A 17,217-nucleotide genomic window follows, 5' to 3' on the forward strand; every position below is an offset into this window, starting at 1 on the left:
GGGGGAGCGCGAGTGCGCGCCGGGGAGCACGCACCGCGCGCGTCGACCCCGGTCACCTGGTGGCGACGAGGATCCCGTGGGGCGTCCACGAGGCGCAGGGGACCCGTCTGCTCCTGGCGAAGCCGGCCGCGCGCAGCCACTCCTCGTACTGCCGCCAGGCGTAGATCATGCCGCCCTCGGCGGGCAGCGCCGCGAAGTAGACGCTGTCGAGCGCGGCCATCAGCGGGCCGTCCCCGTCGTCGTCGGAGATCGAGCTGAAGATGACGACCTGGCCGCCCGGCGGCAGCGCCGCGTGCGCCCGCCGCAGCAGCTCCACGTTCCGCTCCGGGTCCCAGATCACGAGCTGGTGGGAGAACAGCACGCAGTCGGCCCCGGTGGGGAACGGGTCGCGGAACATGTCGCACTCGTGCACGGTGATCCGCTCCGACAGGCCGCTGTCGGCCACCCTGCGCCGGGTGATCGGCCCGGTCGCCGGGATCTCCAGCACGGTGACCTCCAGGTGCGGGTGCGCCTGGGCCAGGGCGATGGCGTTGACCCCGTCGCCGCCGCCCACGTCGAGCACCTTCTTGACGCCGCCGAAGTCGACCTCCTTGAGCAGCGCGGGGTTGGCCAGCTCCGACCACGACCGCATGTACCGGTAGAAGACCCGTTCCAGGTGCGGGTTCTCGGCGAACCGGTGGTAGAGGTCCCGTCCGGTGCCCCGGATGCGGCGCAGGCCGACGTTGGTGTTGTCGCGCAACGACGCCACGAAGTCGGCCTGTCCCTCGTAGACGATGTGTGCCTCGAACGCGACCACGTTGGCGAAGATCTCCCACTGGCCGTCCCGGAAGAGCTGGTCGATCACGGGCGCGTTGCGGTAGCGGCCGTCCACCCTGCGGGTCAGCCGGAGCGAGGTGGTGCCCAGCAGCAGGATGTCGACCGCGCGGTCGGCGAGCCCGAGCCGGTCGCGCACCTCCTCCCTGCTGAGGTGGGGCTCGCGCTGCAACAGCGGGAACAGGCCCAGCTCGCACCCCGCGTTGAGGCACTGGAAGGCGGCGTGGCCGAACAGGATCGGCGTGAGGTCGTCGAGCGTGAGGTCGGCGTGGGCGGACATCGGGGGTCCTTTCGGGGGAGGTGGGGGAGGGCGCGCGTCAGCGCAGCGAGCGGGGCCGCATGTCGGTCCAGGTCCGCTCGATGTGGGCCAGGCACTCCTGGCGGGTGCCGGCGAAGCCCGCGTCCCGCCAGCCGGGTGGGTTCTCCCGGTCGGCGGGCCAGATCGAGTACTGCTCCTCGTCGTTGACGACGACCCGGCAGCGCACGGTGGTGTCGTCGTCGTCCAGGAATCCGGGCATGGGCGGCTCCTTTCCTTCGTTGGCTAGAGGCTGGTGGTGGTGCTGACGTGGGTGGCCCCGCAGGCGGTCCCCGGCCCGAGGGTCGGCGCCGGCGCCGGCGGTGGTGCGGCGAGGTGGTCGGGGTCGGCCGCCGGGGCCGAGGGGGCCGACGGGGGCAGGCCGCGTCGGCGGTCCACGACCCGCAGGACGACGCGACGCCCCTCGGGCACGACGAGGTCGACGCGGTAGCCCCGGCGGGGGAGGGCGTGCAGCCACAGGCACCAGTCGGCCGAGGGTTCGCGGGAGACGGGAGCGGGGACGCCCTCGACGGCGTAGGACAGGACGGGTGCTCCGGACACGACGAGGACCGCCTCGGTGGCGTCCCTGGCCGAGGTGAGGACGAGGCCGATCCGGCGGCGGCCTTCCTCGGTCCGGTCGTTGACGACCGTCACGGCCGGAGCGGGCAGGGGGAGCGCCGGAGCCGGGAGCCGTCGGTACCGGTGGAGCGAGTGGGGGAGGAACTCGCGGAGCCGGTCGCGGTCGACCTTCTCTCCCGGAGCCAGGCGTGCGTGGTGGTGGTCGTCCACCGTCGCCCAGAGAGCTTCGCCGGTGTCCCCGTCCAGCGCGTAGAGGACGCCGACAAAACCGTCCGAAGTGGACGGTGGTGTGAGTGCTGCCCGTGCTGCCAGGGCGAGGCTGACCAGCGCGGTGAGCCCCGCGAGGGCGGGCAGCGCCCAGCCGGTGGCGGCGGTGACCACGTCGACGGCCGGTGTCAGCAGCATCGCCAACAGGCCGATCACCGCGGTCGGCACGGCCGATCCCCTGAGCAGCAGTCCCACGAAGGTGAGGTGGACGAGCGGGGCCAGGAGGAAGACCGGTGCGACAACACAGAGCGCCAGCCCCACGAGCCTGGCGACCGTGACGTCCGGTGCCATGAGGGCGACGGCCATGCCGAGAGCGCTGGACAGGAGCGGCCACTGGGCCAGGTAGTTCGCGCTGGCCACGCGGCGTGCGGTCGCGAGCGTCAGGACCGCCCACCACACCGTCCCGCCGACCGCCAGTGCGGCGAGGTCCAGATGGGGGCGCAGGGCCTCGACCAGGAGGGCGTAGGAGCCGACTGTCGCGGACACCAGGGCGACGAGGTAGGCGAGCCCACCACGCCGGGGATGGCCGTAGAACGGGAACTCCGGAGTCCTGGCGGCGATACCTCGGAGCAGTGTCCCGACCGTGAGCACCACCACGGCCAGCCAGAGCACGCCGACCGCCGTGCCGAGGGCCACGCCGAGAAACCTCTCCCAGATCCGACCAACACTGTCCACTATGGACCAAACAATGACCGTCGCCCACAGTGCGAGCGTGCCGGCGGTAAGCGGCGGCGACCAGGAGGCGGGGTAGCGGGCCAGCCCACCGGGCAGCGGGAAGAAGACCGCGTCGTCGCCGGTGGTCAATTTCGTCAGATCGGCTTCTCCCAGCCGGCGTGCGAGCCCGAGCGCCAGTTCTCCCTGGTGTTGCAGGCTGTCCCGGCTCACCGCCCCTGGAGTGTCCGACGCGCCGTGGTAGTGCGTGTAGCCGTCGATGTAGGCGAAATTGAGCCCGGGGAGCCCGGCGTCGCGGAACACGGCGAAGTCCGTCATGTTCGGCATCCGCTGGTAGACCTCGTGGAACAAGGACGAGGCGTACGGCCGACGGGCCGTCCCGGCGAGCAGTCGCACGAGGCGCGCGTTGCCGGGACCGGTCTCGAACATCAGCACCGCCCCCCGGCTGCCGCGGGCCTCGAAGTTCAGCACCACGCCCACGCGCTGCCGCAGCGGGTGCCGCTCGACGAACGCCCGCGCGCCGAGCTGCCCGACCTCCTCGGCATCGGTGAACAGCAGGATGACGTCGTTGCGGAGTGGGGTCGTGGTGGCCAGCAACGCCCTGGCCGTCTCCAACAGCGTCGCGACGGCGGCGCCGTTGTCGTTGGCTCCCGGCCCGGACGGGACCGAGTCGTAGTGCGCCACGAGCAGCACGGCGGGGCGGGTCTCCGCGCCCGGAGCGCCGGGCACGACCGCGACGACGTTGCGCACCTCGCCCGCCGCGCGGAACCGCGTTCCCCGTTCCATGCCGTCGATCTCGTTGATCGCGACCGCCTGCTGCGTCTCCGGGGAGAGGCCGAGCGCGGAGAGCTGGTCCAGCAGGTACTCACGCACCCTGGTGTGCTCGGCCGACCCCACCGGCCGGGGAGCCCGCGCGATCTCCTCGACGTGCCGCATCGCGCGCGGCGCCGAGAAGACCCGCTCGTCGGCGTCCACCGGCACCACCGGAGGGGTCCGCAAGGCCCGGAACGCCGCGAGGACCGCCGCGACGACGAGCACGACCACCACCAGCGCGGCGAGGGAGGAGCTGTCCCCGCCGACTGGTGCCGCCACACCCCACGCCGGGTTCGGTGGGCTCACGAGACGGTCCCGGAGTCGTCGCCCCGATCCTGTTCCCTCGCCCGCATCAGTCCACTCCGGACCCGCTTGAAGTGCTCCAGTGTGGACACCGCCGAACGGGAGGACCGGGTGGCCATGAGCACGCTGGTCTGCTCGGTGCCCACGAAGTGCGCGCACACCGAGCGGTGCGAGTCGTAGGTCGCGGTGAACGCCTCCAGGAACCTCGCCCGCTGCGGCTCCAGTTGGGGGTCGAGCCGGGCGAACAACGAGCGCATGCCGGCGAGCACCCTGACGAGGTACTCGTGGTCCCGCCAGCGCAACCCGCTCATGTCCGGCGGCGCCGTCGGCGGCATCAGGGTCGGCCGGATGCTCCGCTGGTACTCCGAGTACGGGAAGTCGCCGGTGAAGCGCAACGCGCCCTCCGCGCCCCACATGACGACCGTGCCGACCTCCAGCATCCGCTGTGCCTCCGGGATCTCGCCGCGCCGCGCGTGGTGGGCGAACCCGTTGAGGGTGATCACCAGGCCCTGCACGATGACCATGAACACGTGGTGGCCCCTGGTCCAGCGGCGCAGCGCCTCGTTGTTCCGGTAGGCCGTCGGCCTGGCCGGCAGGCGCGGGGTGCCGGGCCCCCGCTGTTCGTGCAGCGCCGTGACGTCCCCGGACACCAGGCGCAGGAGCTGGCGCAGCGCCCCGCGCAACAGCCACCACCGCTCGGGGGACAGGTCGGTGCCCGTCGTCAACGCCTCCTCCAGCAGCGTCGCGTACCCCTGGAGCACGGAGTGGGTGAGCACCCGGGACACCTCGCCCCTGACCCGCACGAAGCGGAACGCGCTGTCGTTGGCCCGGTTCCCCGCCGACTCCTCGGGGTCGTCGGTCACGACCGCGACCTCGGCGGGGGAGAACCCGAGGGTGCGCAGCGCCGCGCGGAGCACGGCCAACTCCTCCTCGTCGGAGCGGTCGCGGGGTCCGTCGAGCACGGTGGCCAGGGCGGCGGCGGCCGCCCCTCCCGGCTCGGGCGCCAGGGCGCGCGCCGAGGTCGGCAGGTCCTGCGGGCGCAACAGGTAGAAGTCGCTGACGGTCATCGGGTTCTCCCTCGGCAGGACGGGGGCGCCGAACGGTGGGGGACGTCAGGAGGGCGGCCGCGCGGCGGCGCGCGCGGCCTCCGGGGACTCCAGGTGGCCGTGCTCGACCAGGTACCGCAGCACCAGGTGCGCCTGCCGCTCGTCGGCCGGCGGGCAGGAGATCCCGCTGCCGGCCAGCAACCGCAGGGTGTTGCGGCACTCCAGCTCCGGCCGGACCTCGTCGATCAGCTCGGGGTCCAGCGACCGCTGCGGCTCGACCTCGGCGTCCCTGATGAGCGGGACCATGGAGTACAGCGGGTGGCCCGGCCGGACCCGCAACGCCAGCTCCCTGGCCTCCTCGAAGGGCACGATCCGGAAGTCGTAGCCGAAGGAGCGGATCCAGTCGCAGAACCGCCGGATGCTCACCGGGGCCGGGTTGAACAGGTGGTAGATCTCGCCGATCCCCTCCTCGCGCAGGGAGATGTGCGTGATCGCGGCGGCCACGTAGTCCACGGGGACCGCGTCGAGGATGCGCGGGTAGTCCGGGACCACGCCCATCGCGACGAACCCGCGGAAGGAGACCACGAGATAGTCCTCGGGCTGGGTCGCGCCGGTCGTGGTGTGGCCGAGGATCAGGCCCGGCCGGTAGATCGACACCGGCACGCCGCGCCGTCGCGCGATGTTCGCGATCTTCTCGGCGACCCACTTGCTGCCGGTGTAGCCGCCAGGGTCGTCGCTGGGCGTCCTCAACGCCGTCTCGTCCTCCAGCAGCGGCCTGGGCATGTGGCTGGCCAGCACGACGTCGGCGGTGGAGACGTGGTGGAAGCCCTTCAGCCGCTCGGTGCAGGCCAGCCGCAGCAGTTCCCGCGTTCCCCCCACGTTGGGCTTGCGCAGCGCGGAGTACGGGTAGACGAAGTTGACGGTCGCGCCGCAGTGGTAGATCGAGTCGACCACGCCGCACAACTCGTGCCACCGCTCCTCCGACAGCCCGAGCCGGGGCCGCCCGAGATCACCCACCAACGGGCGGATGCGCCCGGCGTACGCGTCGTCCCAGATCAGGTACTGACGCATGGTGTCGCGCAACCGCTCGAACGCGTGCTCCTGGCTTCTCGCCCTCACCAGGCAGTAGACGTCGGCGCGGGTGCGGCGCAGCACCTGCTCCAACAGGAACGCGCCCAGGTAGCCGGTCGCCCCGGTCAGCAGCACCACGTCCGGGTCGAGGAACCGCGCCGACGGCAGTCCGTCCGGCCTGATGTCCTCGGGCAGCGTGGCGTCGTTCTCCAACCGCGTCATGTGCTGCGCGGTGAGCGCGGTGCGGACCCCGTCCCGCTGGCCCTCCCGCACGGTCTCGGCCACGCCGGCCACGGTCGGGACCTTGAAGAGCTGGTGCACGGGCAACGAGATCCGGAAGTGGTGGAGCAACTGCGAGGCCAGGCGCGCGAGCACCAGCGAGGAGCCGCCCAGCTCGAAGAAGTCCTGGGTCACCCCGACCCGCTCCACGCCCAGCGCCCTGGCGAACAGGGCGGCGACCTCCTCCTCCAGCGGGGTGCGCGGCGGCACGACCTCGCCGTGGGCCGCCCCGAGGTCTCCCGGAGCGGGCAGCGCGGCGCGGTCCACCTTGCCGTTGGGGGTGACCGGGAACTCGTCGAGCACCACGATCGCCGAGGGCGCCATGTAGGACGGCAGGAACTCCTCCAGGAAGGCCGACACCGCGTTCGGCTGGAGGGCGCTGCCCTCGACCCTGGTCACGTAGCCGACCAGTCGCCGGTCCCCCGGCGTGTCCTCCCTGGCCAGCGCGACCGCCTCCCTGACGTCGGGGTGCCGGGCCAGCGCGGCCTCCACCTCGCCCAGCTCGATCCGGTAACCCCGGACCTTGACCTGGTTGTCCGCCCTGCCAACGAACTCGATCACGCCGTCGGGGCGGTAGCGGCCGATGTCGCCGGTGCGGTAGAGCCGTCCGCCCGGCTCGATGCCGAACGGGTCGGGCACGAACCGGCCGGCCGTCAGACCCGGCCGGTTGTGGTAGCCCCTGGCCAGGCCCACGCCGCCCACGCAGAGGTGTCCCGGGACGCCGGCGGGCACCGGGCGGGCGTGGTCGTCGAGGATGTGGACCCGCAGGTTCGCCACCGGCCGGCCCACGGGGGCCGGACCCGGGTCCTCCACCCGGGGGCAGACCCAGGCCGTGGAGTCCACTGTGGTCTCGGTCGGGCCGTAGAAGTTGACGAGTTCGGCGTCCAGCTTGGAGAAGACGGCGCGCTGGAGGCCGCCGGTGAGCATCTCCGCCCCACTCTGCACGGTGCGGACGCTCACGCACTCCTCGATGCCCGGCTCCTCCATCAGGACCGCGTTGAGCGAGGGCACCGCCGCGTAGAGGGTGATCCCCTCCTCCCGGAGCAGGCGGACCAGCGCCGTGCTGTCGTACTTCTGGCCGGGCAACGTGACCACGGTGCGCGCGCCGGCCAGCAGGGGCCAGAACGTGGCCCACAGCGAGGGGTCGAAGCTGAACGAGTGGTTCTGGAGGACGCGGTCGTCCGCGGTGAGCGGCCAGTGCCGTTGCCGCCAGGTCAGGTTGTTCACCGCGCCCCGGTGGGTGAGCATCACGCCCTTGGGCTGCCCCGTGGACCCCGAGGTGTAGATGAGGTACGCGAGGTTGTCCGGCCGGGCCACCGGCTCCGGGTCGTGCCGGGGCGCGCGGGCCACCTCCGGCCAGTCCTCGTCCACCAGGAGCAGGTCCGCGGCGCCCTCGGGCAGACCGGCCACCAGCTCGCGCTGGGTGACCAGGATCCGCGCGGCGCTGTCGGACAGCAGGTACCGCAGCCGTTCCACCGGGTACTCCGGGTCCAACGGCACGTACGCGCCGCCGGCCTTGAGCACGCCCAGCATCGCGACCACCATCTCCACCGACCGCTCCAGGCAGATCGCGACGCGGCCCTCCACGCCGAGACCGCGCTCCCGCAGGTGGTGCGCGAGCTGGTTGGCGCGCTCGTTCAGCTCCCGGTAGGTCACCTGGTTCCCGCCGCAGCTCACGGCCACCGCGCGCGGGGTGCGCGCGACCTGCGCCTCCACGAGCTGGTGCAGCAGCAGGTCGGCCGGGTAGTCCTCGGCGGTGTCGTTCCACGCGCGCAGGACCGTGTCCTGTTCCTCGGGGGTGAGCAGGGGCAGCTCGGCGACCGGTCGGGCCGGCTCGGTCATCGCGGACAGCAGCGTCCTGAGGTGGCCGAGCAGTCGTCGGGCCGTGTCCGGCTCGTGCAGGTCCGTGTTGTGGTCGAGGCGCAGCGACAGGCCGGACGGGGTGCGGACGGCGGTGAGCGCGAGGTCGACGGCGGTCCGGCCGACGGGCAGCGGGTACGGCGAGACGGTCAGCCCCCGCGCGTCCCGCAGGGTCCACCTCGCGTCCCGGTAGGCGAACATGACCTGGAAGAACGGGGTCCGGCTGACGTCGCGGCGCGTCTGGAGGCCGTCCACCAGCGCGCCGAACAGGACCTCGCCGTGCCGCGCGGCCTCCTCGGCCACGGACGCGACCCGCCGGACCGCCTCGGCGACGGTGGGGTCGCCGGACAGGTCCGTGCGCAGCACGACGGTGTTGCCGGCGGGGCCGAGCAGGTCCCGCCACCGGTCCCCGCGCACCGAGGTCCTGACGCCCACGGTGACGTCGGTGTGGCGCGCGTAGCGGGAGAGGACGACCTGGAACCCGGTGAGCACCACGGTCTCCGGGGGCACGGCCAGGCGGCGCGCGAGGTCCTCCACCGCCTCGGCCACGCTCGGCGACAGTCCAATGTGGACGGAGTTGTCGCGGTAGGTCTTGGTCGCGGGGCGGACGTGGTCGGTGGGCAGCGGCAGCGGGGGCAGGTCCGCGAGCCGCTCCCGCCAGAACGCGAGCTGCCGTGAGTGCTCCTCGCCGCGCGACCGCTCCTGGCGCCACCGGGCGTATTCGGTGTAGGACGGTGCGTCGGCTGGGGCCTCGGCGTCGTCGTCGGTGGCGGCCAGACGGCGGCAGGCCGCGACGAGGTCCCGCACGAGCAGGTCCGGGGTCCACTCGTCGGCGACCAGCTCGTGCGCGGCCAGCACCAGGACGTGCTCGCGCTCGTCGATCCGGAGCAGCCGGGCCCTGACCAGCGGCCCGGTCGCCGGGTCGAACGGCCGCGCCAGCTCGCGCTCGGCATGGTGGCGGACGAACTCCTCCGGCGACTCCCGGGGATCGCGCGCGACCTCGACCAGGTTCAGCTCGCCCGCCGGGTTCACCACGCGCAACGTGCGGCCGGAGACCTCCACGAAGGCGCTGCGCAGCGTTTCGTGCCGCCGCGTCACCTCGGCCAGCCCCTGTTGCAGCACGGGGAGGTCCAGCGCGCCCACCAGTCGGTAGCCGGTGACGACCCGGTCCGGCATCCCGGGCTCCATCCTGGTGAGCATCAGCAGCCGGCGCTGTTCCGGCGACAGCGCCACCGCGTTGGTGATGCCGTGCTCGTCGAGTACCCGGCTCACCAGCGCCCGCCGGGAGTCCTCGGGCGCCGGCCCCGTGCCGTCCTGCCGGTGGGTTGGCTGGTCCAGAGGCGCCGTCATCGGTCCCACTCCTTCGCCGTGCTGGCTCGTTCGGGGAGGTCGGGCGCGCCGTGTGGCAGCAGCGCGTCCCACTCGTCGTCGGTCAGGTCGTCCAGGGCCGTGTCGGAACGGGCCGACCCGCGCGCGGCTCCCGTCGGGCCGGGGAGCGCGCGGAGGTCGTTGATGGCCGAGGCCACGTGCGCCACGGTGGCGTTCAGGAAGATCTCCCGGAGCGGGACCCGCACGCCGAACTCGCGGTGCAGCTCCCGCACCAGCCGGCCCGCCAGCAGGGAGTTGCCGCCCAGGTCGAAGAAGTCGTCGTGGACGCCGACCCGGTCCCTGCCGAGGAGGTCGCCCCACACCGCGGCGACGCGCTTCTCGGTGCGGTCCCTCGGCGCGACGTGCCGCCGCCGCGTGGCCAGGACCACGTCGTCGGGCGGGGGCAGCGCGGTCCTGTCGACCTTCCCGTTGGGGTTGCGGGGAATCCGGCTCAGGAAGACGAAACCGGCGGGCACCATGTAGTGCGGCAGCCGGGCCACCAGGTGCGCGCGGAGGTCGCGGGCCAGCTCCTCGTGGTCGAGGTCCGGCGAGGTGGGCGCGACATAGGCGAGGAGTTTCCGGTCCCGGCGCTCGCCGTGCGCGACGACGATCGCCTCTCGGGTGTGGGGGTGGTGGTGGAGCGCGCTTTCGATGTCGCCGGGTTCGATGCGGTGGCCGTGGAGTTTGAGTTGGTGGTCGATGCGGCCGTGGAAGTGCAGGTGGCCGTCGTGGTCTCGGTGGGCGAGGTCTCCGGTGCGGTAGAGGCGGTCGCCCGGCGTGGTGGCGTGGGGGTTGGGGATGAAGTGTGTGGCGGTGTGGCGGGGATTGTGGTGGTAGGCGCGGGCGAGGGGTGTGCCGGCGAGGTAGAGGTGTCCTGGTGTTCCGGTCGGGACGGGCTGGAGGTTGTGGTCGAGGAGGTAGGCGCGGGTGTTGGCGATCGGGAGCCCGATGCTGACCGGGTCGGTCGTGTCCGGAGATAACTCGGCGGAGGTGACGTAGGTGGTCGCCTCGGAGGGTCCGTAGAGGTTGAGGACGCGGGTGGCCGACGTGCGCGCGTGGAGTTGGCGCACCAGGTCGGCCGGGAGTGCCTCGCCGGCCAGGTTGATCACCCGCGTGGTCGGGGGAACGAGGTCGGCCTCCAGCAGCTCGGCGATGGCCGACGGCACGGTGTTGATCAGTGTCACCGGTGGGTCGGTGTCGGTGGGGACGTCGAGCGCGTTCTCGGTCAGGATGACCGTGGTGCCGGCGGCGAGCGGTGTGAAGATCTCGAAGACGGAGAGGTCGAAGCAGAGCGACGTGGCGGCGAGGGTTCCGGCGAGTTCGTCCGGTGTGTAGGTGTCGAGCGCCCAGTGGATGAGATTCGTGGCGCTGCGGTGTTCGATCGCGACGCCCTTGGGAGTGCCGGTCGACCCCGACGTGTACAGGACGTACGCCAGATCACGTGGTGCCACCGGGGTTTCGGGGTTCCCGTCGAACGAGGAACCGGGCGGGTCCTGGTCCGGGACGAGCACCGGAACGCCGTGGCTCCCCTCGGTGTCGTCGGTGTCGTTGGTGTGGTCCGTGATGAGGATCTTGGGGCGGGCGTCCCGCAGGACGGCCTTCGTCCGGTGCGGGGGATGTCTCGGGTCGAGGGGGACGTAGGCGGCGCCGCTCTTGAGTACGCCGAGGACGGTGGCGACGAGGTCGGGGGTGCGGGGCAGACGGATCGCCACCAGGTCCTCGACACCCACGCCCAGGTCGAGGAGGCGGCGGGCGATCCGGTTCGCGCGGCGGTTCAGCTCGCGGTAGGTGAGCCGCTCGCCGTGGTGGACGAGCGCGGTCGCGCCCGGCGCGCGGTCGACCTGGTCCTCCACCAGGCCGTGCAGGGTGGTCGCCGGCCGGACGAGGACGGGGCCGGCCGACGCGGCGAGCGCCGCGTCCCGCTCCTCGGCCGACAGCAGGGGGAGCGCGCTGGCACGTCGCCCGGGTTCCCCCGTGAGCCCGTCAAGGAGGACGAGGTAGTGCCGGAGCATCCGGTCGACCGTGCTCCGCTCGAACAGGTCCGTGTTGTACTCGGCGGTGAGCCTGAGCGCGTCGCCGTCCTCCGCCACGAACAACGTCAGGTCGAACTTCGCGGTCGTGGTCGGGGTGTGCAGGCGGGTGAGCGTCACGTCGCCCAGCCGCGGCCGGGCCAGGGCGTCCGGTTCCCACGCGAACATCACCTGGAACACCGGGTTCCTGCTGGGCGCGCGCTCCGGCCGCAGCTCGCGCACCAGGTCCTCGAACGGGAAGCGCTGGTGCGCGAACGCGTCGAGGCAGCCGTTCCTTGTGCGGTCGAGGAACTCGTCGACGGTGGGGTCGTCCGTGAGGTCCGCCCGCAGCACGAGCGTGTTGGCGAAGAACCCGATCAGCGGTTCCAGGTCGGGGTGGTCCCGGTTGGCCACCGGGGTGCCCACCAGGAGGTCGGTCTGCCCCGAGTACCGCGAGAGCAGGAGCTGGAAGCCCGCCAGCAGCACCATGTACGGGGACATGTCTCGTCGCCGCGCCAGGTCCCGGAGCACGCGCGTGCGCGCGGCGTCCACGACGGCGGTCGTCGCGGCGCCCCGGAAGCTCTGCACGGGCGGGCGTCGGTGGTCGGTGGGCAGGTCGAGGACCTGGGGCGCGCCCGCGAGCCGCGTCGTCCAGTAGTCCCGTTCCCTGGCGTACTCCGCGCTTCGTACCCACTCCTGGTTCCACGCGGTGAAGTCGGCGTACTGCACCGGCAGGTCCGGCAGGGTCGGCTCCTCACCGCGACGGAACGCGTCGTAGCAGGTCGCCAGCTCGTCGAGGAAGACGCCGATGGACCAGCCGTCGGCGACGATGTGGTGCATCGTGACCAGCAGGACGTGCCGGGCGACGCCGGTTCGCAGCACGGTGACCCGCAACAGCGGCCCGTGGTCCAGCGGGAACGGGCGCCGTCCGTCCTGTTCGGACACCCGCAGCGCCTCCGCGTCCCCCTCCCGCTCCCCGAGCCCGGAGAGGTCCACATAGGACATCGTGACCTGCGAGCCGGGCATGACGACCTGGGCCAGGCGCCCGTCGACGTGGGCGAACCGGGTGCGCAGCGGCTCGTGGCGCGCGACGAGGTGGTTGAGCGCGCGTTGCAGCGCCAGCCGGTCGAGCGGCCCCTCCACGCGGAAGGCGCCGTGCAGGTGGTAGGCGGCCCCGCCGGAGGTGTCGAACTCACGCAGGAACCACAGGCGTTCCTGGCCGGAGGAGGCGGGGAACACGAACGTTCCGGCCAGCGACGGGTCCGTGTCGGTCATCGGGGCTCCTCGGGGGAGACCGTGGGCCGCCGCCGGCGCGGACGGACCGGCCCTCGGGCGCGGGGTGGTGCGGGGGCGGTCACGGTTGGCCGCCCGGGTCGAACGGGACGCGGGGGAGTCGGGTGATCGGGCGCGCCTCCCGGGCACCGGGGCCGCCGGCCGTGGCGGCGAGCGCGGTCAGGTGCTCGGCGAGGGAGGCGACCGTCTGGTGCCGGAACACCGCGCGCAGCGGGACCGGCACGCCGAAGGCCTCGCTGAGCCGCGCGGCCAGCCGGGTTCCGAGCAGGGAGTTGCCGCCCAGCTCGAAGAAGTTGTCGTGCGCCCCGACCCGCTCCCTGCCGAGCAGCGACGCCCACGTCCTGGCCACCACGTCCTCCGCCTCCGTGCGGGGCGCGACGTACTCAGCGACAAGGGACGACACCCCATCGTCCACAGTGGACAGATCAGCCAGGGCGGCGCGGTCCACCTTGCCGTTCGGAGTCAGTGGGAGCGACGGCAGGAACCGGTAGTGGCTGGGCACCCACGCGCGGGGCAGCCGGTCGAGCAGGAAGGCCCGCAGCTCCGAGGGGTGTGTTCCCTCGTCGGCCACCACGTGGGCGACGAGCCGGCGGTCGGCCCCTGAACCGGTGGCCATGACCACGGCCTCTCGGGTGTGGGGGTGGTGGTGGAGCGCGGCTTCGATGTCGCCGGGTTCGATGCGGTGGCCGTGGAGTTTGAGTTGGTGGTCGGTGCGACCGAGGTAGTGGAGGTGGCCGTCGTGGTCTCGGTGGGCGAGGTCTCCGGTGCGGTAGAGGCGGTCCCCGGGTGTGGTGGCGTGGGGGTTGGGGACGAAGTGTGTGGCTGTCTGAGCGGGGTTGTTGTGGTAGGCGCGGGCGAGCGGCGTTCCAGCGAGGTAGAGCTGCCCCGGTGTTCCGGTGGGGACGGGCTGGAGGTTGTGGTCGAGGACGTAGGCGCGGGTGTTCGCGACGGGAAGCCCGATGCTGACGGGCTCCTCCGTGTCCGGACCCAGGTCCTGGTACGTCGCGTACGTGGTGGCCTCGGACGGCCCGTAGAGGTTGGTGACCCGCTGGACGGAGGTGCGCTCGTACAGGGCGCGGACCAGCCGCGCCGGGAGCGGCTCTCCAGCCAGGTTGATCGTGCGCACGCTGCTCGGGATCCCGCCCACGTCCAGCAGCTCGGCGATGGCCGATGGCACGGTGTTGACCAGGGTGACGTCCGCGCCGTCGAGGGAGGACAGCTCCAGGGCGTTCTCGGTGAGGATGATGGTGGTGCCGGCGGCGAGTGGGGTGAAGATCTCGAAGACGGAGAGGTCGAAGCAGAGCGAGGTGGCGGCGAGGGTTCCGGCGAGTTCGTCGGGTGTGTAGGTGTCGAGCGCCCAGTGGATGAGGTTGCTGGCGCTGCGGTGTTCGATCGCGACGCCCTTGGGAGTGCCCGTGGAGCCGGACGTGTAGAGCACGTAAGCGAGGTTCCGTGGATCGATGCGCTCCGTCGTCTCGACGTCCTCGTCGGGCAGTGTTCGGCGTTCCTCGGGATCGGGCAGACGCAGGAGCGGGAGGCCGTGCGCCTCCTCGGAATCGCCGTCGTCGCTCCAGCCGCCGCTCGCGTCGTTGGTGATCAGCAGTGACGGCCGGGCGTCGCGCAGGATGGCCGTGGTTCGGCGCGCGGGGTGCTCGGGGTCGAGGGGGACGTAGGCGGCGCCGCTCTTGAGCACGCCGAGGACGGTGGCGACGAGGTCCGGGGTGCGGGGCAGGCGGACCGCCACCAGGTCCTCCGCGCCCACGCCGCGCGCCAGCAGGAGCCGAGCCACCTGGTTCGCGCGGCGGTTCAGCTCGCGGTAGGTCACCTCGTGGCCGCGCCAGCGCACCGCGACGCGCTCCGGCGTCTGGTGCGCCTGCCGCTGGACGAGCAGGGGCAGCGGCACGCTCAGGTCATACTCGCGCTCCGTACGGTTCCAGCGGACCAGGGCCTCTTCCCGCTGGTCCGGCGGCAGCACCGGGAGCAGGGACAGCGCCCGCCCGGCGTCCGCCGTCGCACCCGCCAACAACTCCACGTAGCAGCCGGCGAGCCGACGGAGCGCCTCCGGGGAGAACAGGCGCGGATCGGCCTCCCACCGGCCGACCAGTTGTCCGTCCACTTCGGACAGAACAAGCGCGAGGTCGAACCGCGCCCCCGCCGGCTCCACCGGCACCGCCTCGCCCCGCACCGGACCCAGCGTCAGCGGCACCCCCGGCACGCCCATGTCCAGCGCGGCGAACCCGGCCCGATCGCCGGGGCGTGCGCCGTGGAAGGCGAAGGAGGTGCGGAAGAACGGCGTGCTGTCGGCTCCGCGTTGCGGGTTCAGTCGTTCGACCAGGAGCGGGAACGGGAAGCGCTGGTGCAGGAGCGCGTCCCGCACGACCGCCCCGGTGCGGCGGACCAGCGCGGCGAAGGTGGGGTCGTCCGCGACGTCGACCCGCAGCGGCAGTGTGTTGACGCAGTACCCGACGACGGACGCCGCGCCGGCCCACTCCCGGTCGGCCACGTGCGTCCCGACCACGATGTCGTCGTCGCCGGTCACCCGGTGCAGCAGGGCCTGGTAGGCGGCCAACAGCGTGGTGAACGGGGTGGCCGCGTGCCGCCGGCAGAAGCCGAGCACGCGCGCGGTCAGGTCAGGCGGCAGCGTGAACCGGTGTGTCGGCGGCGGGCCCGGGGGAGCGGGGTCCACCCGGTCCGTGGGCAGACGCAGTCGGGGCAGTGGGCCGGCCAGGCGTTCCCGCCAGTACTCCCAGTCCCGCTCGGCTTCCTGGCTGGCGAGGTACCGCTCCTGCCAACGCACATACTCGCGGTAGGGGGCGGGGGCGGGGAGGCGCGCCGCCGCGTCGCCGCCCTCGACCGCGACCGCGCCCCGAGGCGAGGACAGCAGCGTGCGGAGTTCCTCGACCAGCAGCCCGAGCGACCAGAGATCGGCGACGATGTGGTGGACGGAGAACACCAGCACGTGCCGGTCGCGGGCCTCGGCGAGCAGGGCCGTGCGCAGCAGCGGGCCTCGCGCGAGGTCGAACGGCGCGCGCGCCCTGTCCTCCGCCCAGCGCCGCGCGCCGTCCGGGCCGCCGCCGGCCATCTCGACGTCCAGCGGGACGTCGAGGTCGTCGTGGACCACCTGGACCGGCTCGCCGTCGACGACGGTGAAGGTCGTGCGCAGGGCCTCGTGCCGGGCGACCAGCACCCGCAGCGCGGACCGCAGCGCGGCGACGTCCAGTGGTCCGCGCAGGCGGACGGCGCGGGCGATGGTGTGGGCGGGGTCGTGCGGGTTGAGCTGCTCCAGCAGCCAGAGGGCGCGTTGTCCCTGGCTGAGGGGCAGGGGATGGCCGGGTGCCCGCTCCGGTCGTGCCGCGCCGAGGGCGGGGGATGCGGCCGTGGGGATGGCGTCGGCCGAGCTGCCGACGCGGTCGCTCCGGTCGCCCTGGTCGGCTGGAGAAACCTGGTCGACCTGGTCGTCCTGGGCGACCTGGTCATCCTGGTCGACGCGGTCGACGCGGTCGAGGACGTGCCGGGTGACCGCGCCCAGGTCCGGGGCCGTGAGCAGGGAACGCAGGCTCAGCGTGACGTCGAGGGCGTGCTCCACCCGGTGCTTGAGGTCCGTGACGGCCAGGGAGTCGAGCCCGTTGTCGAGCAGTCCGCCGCGCTCGTCCTGGGCCTCGACCGGCACACCGCCGAGCCCGGCGACGAGTTCGGCCACGAACGACCGCGCGACGGCGTGTCGCGCCGCCCGGGGCGCGCGGCGCAGGGCGTCCCGCAGGGGATGGCTGCCGGCGGAGGATCGCGCGGGGGAGGGCTGTTCGGGCGCGGCGGGCTCGACGCGGCGGAGCGCCCCGGCCTGGTAGGCGTCCCGGCAGGCGCTCCGCTGGATCTTCCCGCTCGACGTCTTGGGGACCGTGCCGGGCTCGACCAGCACGACGTCGTCCAGGGCCACCCCGTGTCGAGCGGCGACCGCGCGCCGGACCGCGGCCACCGCGTCGGCCACGGCGCGCGCGTCGGCGTTCCGCCGCACCTCCTGCACCGCCACGAGCCGGTCGACGCCCCTGGCGTCGCGGGACTGGAACACGGCGCAGCAGCCGGGGCGGAACGCGGGGTGGCTCAGTTCCACTGTGGACTCGATGTCCTGCGGGTAGTGGTTGCGGCCCCTGACCACCAGCACGTCCTTGTGCCGACCGGTGACGAACAGCTCGCCGTCCACCAGGAAGCCGAGGTCCCCGGTGCGCAGCCACGCCGTCGGGTCGTCGGGGTCGGCGAGCCGGGCCAGGAACGTCTCCTCCGTGGCCTCCGGGTCGTCCCAGTAGCCCAGGGCCACGCTCGGCCCGGTCACCCAGATCTCGCCGATCCGCCCCTCCGGCAGCCGGGCGCGGGTCAGGGGGTCCACGACCAGGACCGACTGGTCAGGGATCGCCCGGCCGCAGCCGACCAGCCGGAGCTCCGTCGCACGGGCGGGGTCCGTCCCGCCGGGAGAGTCCGTCTCGCTGGGGGAGTCCGTCTCGCTGGGGGAGTCCGTCTCGCTGGGGGAGTCCGTCTCGCTGGGGGAGTCCGTCTC

General features: G+C 73.2%; 7 protein-coding genes. All 7 read right to left on the reverse strand.

The genetic code is table 11. The annotated features are described in order from the left end of the window. Positions 1-52: 52 nt before the first annotated feature. On the reverse strand, positions 53-1,093 hold the full coding sequence (locus LX15_RS07470; protein ID WP_253668759.1) for a methyltransferase: 1,041 nt from the start codon (positions 1,091-1,093) through the stop codon (positions 53-55). Between the two features lie 37 nt (positions 1,094-1,130). Continuing rightward, positions 1,131-1,331 (reverse strand): MbtH family protein, encoded by a 201-nt coding sequence (locus LX15_RS07475; protein WP_253668760.1) that lies wholly within the window; start codon positions 1,329-1,331, stop codon positions 1,131-1,133. Between the two features lie 23 nt (positions 1,332-1,354). Beyond that, positions 1,355-3,745 carry a M20/M25/M40 family metallo-hydrolase gene (locus LX15_RS07480; protein WP_253668761.1) on the reverse strand — a complete coding sequence of 797 codons (2,391 nt, stop codon included), beginning with the start codon at positions 3,743-3,745 and terminating at the stop codon, positions 1,355-1,357. Further along, entirely contained in the window at positions 3,742-4,809 is a 1,068-nt protein-coding gene (locus tag LX15_RS07485; RefSeq protein ID WP_253668762.1) for a 3-methyl-L-tyrosine peroxygenase-related protein, read from the reverse strand. Before LX15_RS07485 ends, LX15_RS07480 begins: the two co-directional genes overlap by 4 nt. Positions 4,810-4,854: 45 nt before the next feature. Beyond that, the gene (locus LX15_RS07490) at positions 4,855-9,348 is read right to left on the reverse strand and encodes a non-ribosomal peptide synthetase (RefSeq protein WP_253668763.1); all 4,494 of its coding nucleotides are present in this window, start codon (positions 9,346-9,348) and stop codon (positions 4,855-4,857) included. After that, positions 9,345-12,650: a non-ribosomal peptide synthetase gene (locus tag LX15_RS07495; protein WP_253668764.1), complete on the reverse strand. Its 3,306-nt coding sequence runs from the start codon at positions 12,648-12,650 to the stop codon at positions 9,345-9,347. The genes LX15_RS07490 and LX15_RS07495 overlap by 4 nt, the downstream gene beginning before the upstream one ends. A gap of 79 nt (positions 12,651-12,729) precedes the next feature. Then, positions 12,730-17,217 (reverse strand): non-ribosomal peptide synthetase (locus tag LX15_RS07500; protein ID WP_253668765.1); only part of this gene is annotated, 4,488 nt, incomplete at its 5' end.

It is taken from the genome of Streptoalloteichus tenebrarius (genome assembly GCF_024171885.1).
Lineage (GTDB): Bacteria > Actinomycetota > Actinomycetes > Mycobacteriales > Pseudonocardiaceae > Streptoalloteichus > Streptoalloteichus tenebrarius.